The sequence below is a fragment of the Corallococcus sp. AB045 genome (assembly GCF_003668895.1).
GTDB lineage: Bacteria > Myxococcota > Myxococcia > Myxococcales > Myxococcaceae > Corallococcus > Corallococcus coralloides.
Genome location: NZ_RAWN01000301.1, coordinates 1 through 7,967, shown reverse-complemented (window position 1 = coordinate 7,967; position 7,967 = coordinate 1). Strand labels below are relative to the sequence as shown.

Genomic DNA, 7,967 nt, shown 5'->3' with positions numbered 1-7,967 from the left:
GCCCATGCCCACCCGCGTCCTGCTCATCGATGACGACACCCGGATGTTCGAGTTGCTCGCGGAGTACCTCGGGCAGAACGGCATCACCGTCAGCCACGCGCCCGACGGGGGCCGGGGGCTGGCGGCGCTGGAGGCGAACGCCTACGACGCCGTGCTCCTGGACGTGATGATGCCGGGCATGGACGGCCTGGAGGTGTGCAAGCGCATCCGGGCGAAGAGCCGCATCCCGGTGCTGATGCTCACCGCCAAGGGCGACGAGACGGACCGCGTGGTGGGGCTGGAGCTGGGCGCGGACGACTACCTGCCCAAGCCCTTCGGCCCGCGCGAGCTGCTCGCCCGCCTGCGCGCGGTGCTGCGGCGGGCGCAGCCGGCGGCGGTGGCGGACCGGCTCGAGTCGAGCGGGGTCTCCATCGACGTGTCCGGGCGCGAGGTGAAGGTGGAGGGGCGCGCGGTGGAGCTGACGGGCCTGGAGTTCGACCTGCTGCTCGCGCTGGTGCGGCGCGCGGGCCGGGTGATTCCCCGCGACGCGCTCCTGGGCGAGGCGGGCCGCAACGACACGGTGGTGAGCGAGCGCACGGTGGACGTGCACATCTCCCACCTGCGCCAGAAGCTTGGGGACGTGGGCACGCGCCTCATCAAGACGGTGCGCGGCGTGGGCTACGTCTTCGCCAAGGAGGGCGCCTGATGGGCTGGGGCCACCACCACTGGCCGCCTCCTCCCGAGGACGAGCCCTGCGGGCCGGAGCTGCGGCGGAGGTTCGGCCGCCACGCCCAGGCCCATGCCCGCCGCCGGCGCATGTTCCACCTGGGCCGGCTGGGCTCGTACGTGCAGGCGCGGCTGCGGCGGCGGCTGTTCGTCATGTTCGGGCTCACCATCCTGGTGACGGTGCTCGTGGTGTCGTGGGTGATGAACCTGACGGGCGGCAACAGCTGGCGGCAGGAGACGGAGCGCATCCGCGCGTTCGTGGGTCACCAGTTCGCGGAGGTGTGGGACGCGCCCGCCGAGCGCGACGCCCTGATGCGGAGCATCTCCGACGACCTGGACGTGGACGTCGTGCTGACGGACCTGTCCGGCGCGGTGGTGGCCCGGGGCGGATCCCCGTGCTCGAAGCCGGACGCGACCCTCCCGGTGATGCGGCAGGACACGCAGCTGGGGTCGTTGCAGGCCTGCTACCTGCAGGCCCGCTCACGGGGCCCCTGGCGCGCCGTGCTGCCGCTGGGCATCGCGGTGCTGGTGCTGTGGACGGCGGCGGGCGGCATCTCGTTCCGGCTGGCGCGGCCGGTGGACACGCTGGTGAAGGCCACGCAGGAGCTGGGCGAGGGCCGCCTGGGCGCGCGGGCGAGCCTGGACCGCCACACCACCGGAGAATTCGCGGTGCTCGCCGAGTCCTTCAACGACATGGCGGCGCGCATCGAGAAGCAGCTGGCCGACCAACGCGAGCTGCTGGCGGCGGTGTCGCACGAATTGCGCACGCCGCTGGCGCGGCTGCGGGTGCTGACGGAGCTGCTGCGCGACGGCGGGGGCAACCCGCGCACATTGGACCAGGTGGACCGCGAGGTGGTGGAGCTGGACGCGCTGGTGGGCGAGCTGCTCGCCAGCTCCCGCCTGGACTTCGGGCAGCTCACGCCCAAGGCGCTGGAGGCGGGGGTGCTCGCGGCGCAGGCGCTGGAGCGCGTGGGGCTGTCCGCGACGCTGCTCCAGCCGGAGACGGACGACGTGGCGCTGCTGGCGGACGCGACGCTGCTGGGCCGGGCGCTGGTGAACCTGCTCGACAACGCGCGCAAGCACGGCGTGGGCGTGGAGGCGCTGCGCATCCAGGAGCACGGAAAGGAGCACCTGGCCTTCAGCGTGGAGGACCGGGGCCCGGGGCTCCTGCCCGGCGAGGAGAAGCGCATCTTCCAGCCGTTCTACCGGAAGGACCGGGGCGGCGAGGCGCGCGAGGCAGGCTCACTGGGGCTGGGGCTCGCGCTGGTGCAGCGAATCGCCCGGGCCCACGGAGGTGAGACCTTCGCGGAGAACCGGCCCGCCGGAGGCGCGCGCGTGGGCTTCACGGTGCGCAAGGCCGGACCGCCGGGTCCGGTGACCAACGCCCACGGGTGAAGGGGCCGCGCGGGCAGCCCCCTCCCCTTGGGACTACTGCTTCGCCTGCGCGTCCGTCGCGGCGAAGGAGAACGTCGCCTCCGCGGGCGCGCCGTCCTTCACGGTGACTTCCGCCGTCTTCGTGCCCAGCGTCTCGTGCCACGCCTCCAGCGTGTACGTGCCCGCGGGCAGGCCCGTCAGCGTGAAGGCGCCGTCCGCGCCGGTGGTGGTGAAGTACGGGTTGGGGTTGCTCACCACGTAGGCCGTCATCCACGGGTGCACGTCGCACTTGAGGCGCATCACCTCCGAGTCCGAGGGCATCGGCTTCTGCACCGGCGCTCCCATGGGCGGCTGCGCGACGTTGAACAGGGGCTTCGTGCCCACCACGCCGCGCACGTTGTGCAGCGTGCCGTCGCTGTTCTTGAACACCACCTGCTGGCCCGCCACCGCGCCCTGCACGCGCGGCACGTAGGTGCACTTGACCTGGTCCACCTCCACCGGAGTGGACGGCGCCGCGGGCGCCCCCGCGACCGACCCCTTCACGCGCACCAGCACGTTCTGGAGCTTGCCGTCCTTCACCAGCACGGACTGCTCCTTCTCCGGCCGTCCGTCACACGCGGGGTCGACGCTGGGCGCCAGGTCCGCCATCACCGGCGGCGTGCCGGTGAACGACACCGTGCCCTTCACCACGCCGTTGCCCGCGGGCGCCGCAGGGGCTGCCGCCTCGCCTGCCCCCGCTCCCGCCGTGGGGGCCGGGGGCACGGCCTGCTGCGTGGGGGCCGCCGGACGCTCGGCGGGGGGCGCGGGCGCCTCCTCCTTCTTGCACGCGGGTAGGGCCAGGAGCCCCGCGACACCGACCATCGACAAGCCAAACAGACGCAGCTTCATGAGGCGGTCTCCTCTGGAGGATATTTCGTGATGCGGTGCCCGCCGTCGTAGTGGAAGGCACCGGGCAAGTCCATCGACACACGGCGCACGGCTACTCGCGGCGGCTCACGCTGAACGCGGCCAGCCCCACGAACACGGCCGCGAACGCCAACAGCGCGGGCACCTCCCACCCCACCGTCGCTCCACCCTGCGAGCCCACCGCCAGCGACGCCTGCGCCCCGTACAGCGCGCGGCGCACGCCCTCCACGGAGAAGCGCATCGGGTTGAGCGTCATCACCCACGACAGCACCGGCCCCGCGCCCTTCACCGGGAACATGGCCCCGGAGAGCACCCACATGGGCAGCATCACCAGGCTCATCACCGCGTGGTAGCCCGCGCTCGACTTCACCCACCAGGCGAGCGCCATGCCCATGCCGGTGAGCGCCAGCGCGGACAGCACCATCACCGCCGCGAGCAGCGGGTAGTCCACCGCCTTCACGTCCACGCCCGCCAGCGGCGCGAAGAGCAGGAACAGCGACGCCTGCATCAGCGCGATGGTGGACGACCCCAGCGCCTTGCCCAGCACCACCGCCAGCCGCGAGCCCGGCCCCGCCAGCACCGCCTGGAGGAAGCCCTCCTTGCGGTCCTCGATGACGGTGATGGTGGCGAAGATGGCGCTGAAGAGCACCACCATGGTGACGACGCCCGGAAAGAAGAACTGCTGGTAGCCCAGCCCCTGCGCGCCCTCCACGCGGAAGGAACCCGCGAAGCCGGAGCCGATGACGAACCAGAACAGGATGGGCTGCGCCAGCGCGCCCACCACCCGGCTGGGCTGCCGGAAGAAGCGCACCACGTCGCGCGAGAGCAGCACCCAGACGGTGGCCCACTGCAGCGCCAGCGTCCCCGGCTCCCGGCGGTGGGCCGGGGCGGCGGGTGCGTCGACGGACGCATCAACGGAGGAGGACGGAACAGGCACGGGGATGTCGGCGCTCATCGGCGTTTCCTCGGCGCGGGCGTGGGCGAGGGAGCATCCGCCCCCAGGGCCTTCCCGGTGAGCTGGAGGAACACGTCCGCCAGCGTGGGCCGGCGCAGCGACACGGAGGCGAACCGTCCCGGGGGGAAGGCCTCCACCAGCCGCGGCACCAGCGCGTGTCCCTGCGAAGCCTCCACCTGCACCCGCCCCTCCATCACCGTCGCCGCAAGCCCCAGCCGCTCCGTCACCTGCGCGGCCAGCGCCTCCGGCTCCGGGCCCTCCAGCGTGAGGATGTCCCCGCCCATGCGCGCGGCGAGCGCCCGGGGCGTGTCGCACGCCACCAGCTTCCCGGCGTCCAGCACCGCCAGCCGGTCGCACCCTTCCGCTTCATCCGCGCGGTGGGTGGTGAGCAGCACGGTGACGCCCTGCGCGTCGCGCAGCCGCTTGAGGTGCGTCCAGAAGGTGCGGAAGGCCGCCTCGTCCAGGCCCTGCGTGGGCTCATCCATCAGCACCACGCGCGGCTGGTGCACCAGCGCCCGTGCCAGCTCCAGCCGCCGGCGCATGCCGCCAGACCAGGTGCCCACCTTCTCATCGCCCCGGTCCTGCAGGCCGATGAGCGACAGCATCGTCTCCACGCGAGCCTTCGCGTCCGCGCCCGTGAGGCCGTACAGCCGCGCGCCCAGCAGCAGGTTCTCCCGGGCGGTGAGCAGGTCATCCAGGCTGCTTCTCTGGAAGATGATGCCCATCTGGCGCCGCAGCGCCGGGTCGCTCAGGGACAGCACCCTACCGGCGAAGTGCACCTGCCCCGCGTCCGGCGAAAGCAGGCCCGCGAGCAGCTGGAAGGTGGTGGACTTGCCGGCGCCGTTGGGCCCCAGGAGGCCCAGGATTTCGCCCGGCTGTACGGACAGCGACAGCCCGTCCACGGCGGTGCGCCCGCCGAAGCGGCGCGTGAGCCCCTCGATGCGCAAGAGCGGCGGGGGCGGGGTCGGAACGGAGGTGTCAGGCATGCGAAAGGCGGCCTTGCGCCCGGACGCCGCGCGAGGGCGCTAGCCGCGGGGGATGCGGTCCAGCGCCATCACGGCGAACAGGCCGGTGAGATACACGAGCGAATACAGGAACGTCTGGCGCGCCCAGGGCTTTCCCAGGTGCTTGAAGAAGCCCCACGCGCCCAGGCCCAGGAAGCCCAGCCCCAGCACCACCGCCGCGGCCAGGTACCACGTGCCGGCGATGTGCAGCTGGAAGGGCAGCAGCGTCATGGGCACCAGCGCCACCAGGTAGAGCACCACCTGCGCGCGGCCGGACTCGTCCCCGCGCTCCAGCGGAATGGATTTGAGGCCCGCGGCGGCGTACTCGTCCTTGCGGAACAGCGCGATGGCGATGAAGTGCGGCATCTGCCAGAGGAACATGATGGCGAACAGCGCGAAGCCACCCGCGTCCACCTGGTCCGTCACCGCCGTCCAGCCCATGAGCGGCGGCAGCGCGCCGGGAATCGCGCCCACCAGCATCGCCGCGGACGTGCGGGCCTTGAGCGGCGTGTAGGCCAGCACGTAGCTGAGCAGCGCGACGAGCCCCAGCACGCCGGTGAGCAGGTTGGCCCCCATCACCAGCGCGGGCAGCGACACCGCCGCCAGGGACAGGCCGAACCACAGCGCCGTGCTGGGGTCCATGCGCCCGGCGGGCAGCGGCCGGTTGCGCGTGCGCGCCATGAACTGGTCGCTGTGGCGCTCCCAATAGCAGTTGAACGCGTTCGCCGCGCCCACCGTGCCCGCCGTCGCCAGCAGCGTCACCAGCGCCCGCACCGGCGTGAAGTGCCCCGGGGCCAGGAACATGCCGCCCGCCGCGGTGATGAGCACCAGCGACGACAGCCTCGGCTTCGTGAGGGAGATCAGGTCGGACGCGGTGGACGACTGGGACAGGGCACGCGCGCTCAAGCGGACTCCAGCAGGTGGCCCCTGGACCGCGGTCGCTGCCGGTCAGGGGGGTGTTGGGTGGCCCCTCCCATACCGTCACCCGGGAGGGGTGGCAAGGCTGGGGCTCTCCGCCACATCAGCCTGCCTTGTCGCCCCCCGTCAAAAACGAAACGCCGCGAAGCCCTGCAAGGGGGCGTCGCGGCGTGGGGGACAGCGGGAGGCGGGGGTTCAGTTCCCCGCGAGCCGCTGCGCGTCGGTGAGGTACTCGCCCTTGGGCTCGCGCCGCACGTACTCCTGCGCCAGCGTCTTGACCTTGGCCGACTGCTTGGCGTCCTTGGAGAGCAGCTGCGCGTAGAAGTAGTAGACCGGCGAGTAGTTCTCGTCGGCCTGCAGGGCGCGCTGGAAGCTCTCGTCCGCCTTCGCCGTGTCGCCCTTGCCCTGGTAGACGCGGCCCAGCTCCGTGAGCGCGTTGGCGACGCGGTCCGGCTGGCCGAAGAACTCCTGGTTGGCCTTCTCCAGCTGCTCCTTCGCCTTGTCCCACTCCGAGCGCTCCCGGTAGATGGCGCCCATGGCGAGCCGGGCCTCCGGGTTCTTCGCCTTGGGGTCCTTCACCGCGCGCTGGTACTGCGCGAGCGCGTCCTCCAGCTTGTTCTGGCGGCGGTAGGCGTTGCCCAGCATCACCACCAGCTTGGGGCTGTCGCCCATCGTCTTGAGCGCGGTGACGAGCGCCTCGGAGGCCTCCTTCTCACCGCCCGGCTTGCCCATGAGGGCCTTGGCCAGCTCGACGTGGAACTGCGCGCGGCTGCCGTCCGCGCGGATGGCCTTGCGGATCTCCTCCGAGGCCGCGTCGAAGTTGCCCTCCGCCAGCAGGCGGCGGCCCTTGATGAGGTTCAGCTCCGGGTTCTGCTTGTCGAGCGCGAAGCCGGTCTCCTCCGCCTTCGTGACCTCCTGCTTCGCCTTGGCCGGATCCGCGGGCACGCCCGTGGCTTCCGTCAGCTTCTGCTGCATGTCCGGCTTGAGCGCGGGCATGGCCAGCGCCACGCGGGCGATGAGCAGCGAGCGCGCGAGCTGCGCGGCGGCGAGCTGACGCGGGCTGGGCGGGGGCTCCGCCTCCAGCAGCTTCTTGATGTCCCGGCTGGCCACCGCGTAGTTCGGCTCGTCCTGCTCCAGCATCAAGAGCGAGCGGCCCAGCAGCGACTCCGGGTGGTCCTTCTCGTAGCGCAGGGCGAAGTCGTAGTTCTTCCAGGCGGTGTTGTCCTGGCCCAGCCGGCGGTACGCCGCGCCCAGGCCCGCGTAGACGCGCGGGTCATCCGGCGCCAGCGCCTGCGCGCGCTCCAGGCTGTCACGCGCGCGCTCCAGGTCGCCCGCGTTCATCTGGATGAGGCCCAGCGTGAGGTACAGGAGCGAGGACGCCTTGTTCTGGTCGTTGAGCTCCTTGACCTGCGTCTCCAGCGAGGCCAGCGCGCCCTTGCCGTCACCGCTGTACGTCTTGATCAGCGCCTGCGCGGCGATGAGGTGGCTGGACAGCTCCTTGCCCTTCTGGGCCGCCGCCAGGTGCTCCTCGGCCTGCCGGCGCGCGTCGTCGCCGCCGCCGTGCTCACCCCAGCGGATGGCGTACGCGTACGCCAGGTAGCCGTGGGCCGCGGTGGAGTCCGGGTCCACCTCCAGCGCCAGGTCCGCCGCCGCGCACGCCTTCTTGTAGCTGTCGAACGAGTCGTGCTTCAGCTGCTCGGTGGCGACGTCCAGGTTCTTCTTGAGCTCGCGGCCGCGCTTCTTGGCCTGCGCCGAGTAGAAGCCGTATCCACCCGCGAACAGCGGGATGAGGACGAGCAGGACCAGCGACAGCATCTTGCTGCCGTTGCTCTTGGGCGCGCTCTTGCGGCGCGACGAGGGCTCGTCCTCGTCGTCGTCGACCTCTTCCACCACCACCTGCGGACGGCGCTGGGTGGGGCGCTGAGCGGAATCCGCGGGGCGCGCCGTGCGGGCCGCCTGCTGGGACGGGGCGTTGATGCGGCCCGCGGACGTGGCGGCGGGCGCCTCAGCGGCGGCGGGCGGGGCCGCCACGGGGACGGTCGCCGCGGCGGGCGCTTCAGCGGCGGCCGGGGGCGGCGCGGCCACGGGCGCGAGCACCGGGGTGG

General features: G+C 72.4%; 7 protein-coding genes. 2 read left to right on the top strand and 5 right to left on the bottom strand.

The window, feature by feature from the left end:
- Positions 1-4 precede the first annotated feature (4 nt).
- Both D7Y21_RS38740 and D7Y21_RS43555 read left to right on the top strand, forming a co-directional pair.
- Positions 5-685, top strand: coding sequence for a response regulator transcription factor (locus D7Y21_RS38740; RefSeq protein WP_120563871.1), 681 nt, complete (start codon positions 5-7; stop codon positions 683-685).
- Positions 685-2,100, top strand: a complete 1,416-nt coding sequence (locus D7Y21_RS43555) for an ATP-binding protein (RefSeq protein WP_121718384.1) — start codon at positions 685-687, stop codon at positions 2,098-2,100. Before D7Y21_RS38740 ends, D7Y21_RS43555 begins: the two co-directional genes overlap by 1 nt.
- Before the next feature lie 33 nt (positions 2,101-2,133).
- Here the strand turns inward: D7Y21_RS43555 and D7Y21_RS38730 are convergent, their stop codons facing one another.
- The 5 genes from D7Y21_RS38730 to D7Y21_RS38710 form a co-directional block, all read right to left on the bottom strand.
- Entirely contained in the window at positions 2,134-2,967 is an 834-nt protein-coding gene (locus tag D7Y21_RS38730) for a carboxypeptidase regulatory-like domain-containing protein (protein WP_199735580.1), read from the bottom strand.
- A 91-nt stretch (positions 2,968-3,058) separates the two neighbouring features.
- Positions 3,059-3,940 carry an ABC transporter permease gene (locus D7Y21_RS38725; RefSeq protein ID WP_121718382.1) on the bottom strand — a complete coding sequence of 294 codons (882 nt, stop codon included), beginning with the start codon at positions 3,938-3,940 and terminating at the stop codon, positions 3,059-3,061.
- Complete coding sequence (locus D7Y21_RS38720) at positions 3,937-4,926, bottom strand: ABC transporter ATP-binding protein (RefSeq protein WP_120563867.1); 990 nt, start codon at positions 4,924-4,926, stop codon at positions 3,937-3,939. Before D7Y21_RS38720 ends, D7Y21_RS38725 begins: the two co-directional genes overlap by 4 nt.
- Positions 4,927-4,965: 39 nt before the next feature.
- Positions 4,966-5,850: a heme o synthase gene (gene cyoE / locus D7Y21_RS38715; RefSeq protein ID WP_120563866.1), complete on the bottom strand. Its 885-nt coding sequence runs from the start codon at positions 5,848-5,850 to the stop codon at positions 4,966-4,968.
- 207 nt (positions 5,851-6,057) lie between these two features.
- Positions 6,058-7,967 (bottom strand): tetratricopeptide repeat protein (locus D7Y21_RS38710; RefSeq protein WP_121718381.1); only part of this gene is annotated, 1,910 nt, incomplete at its 5' end.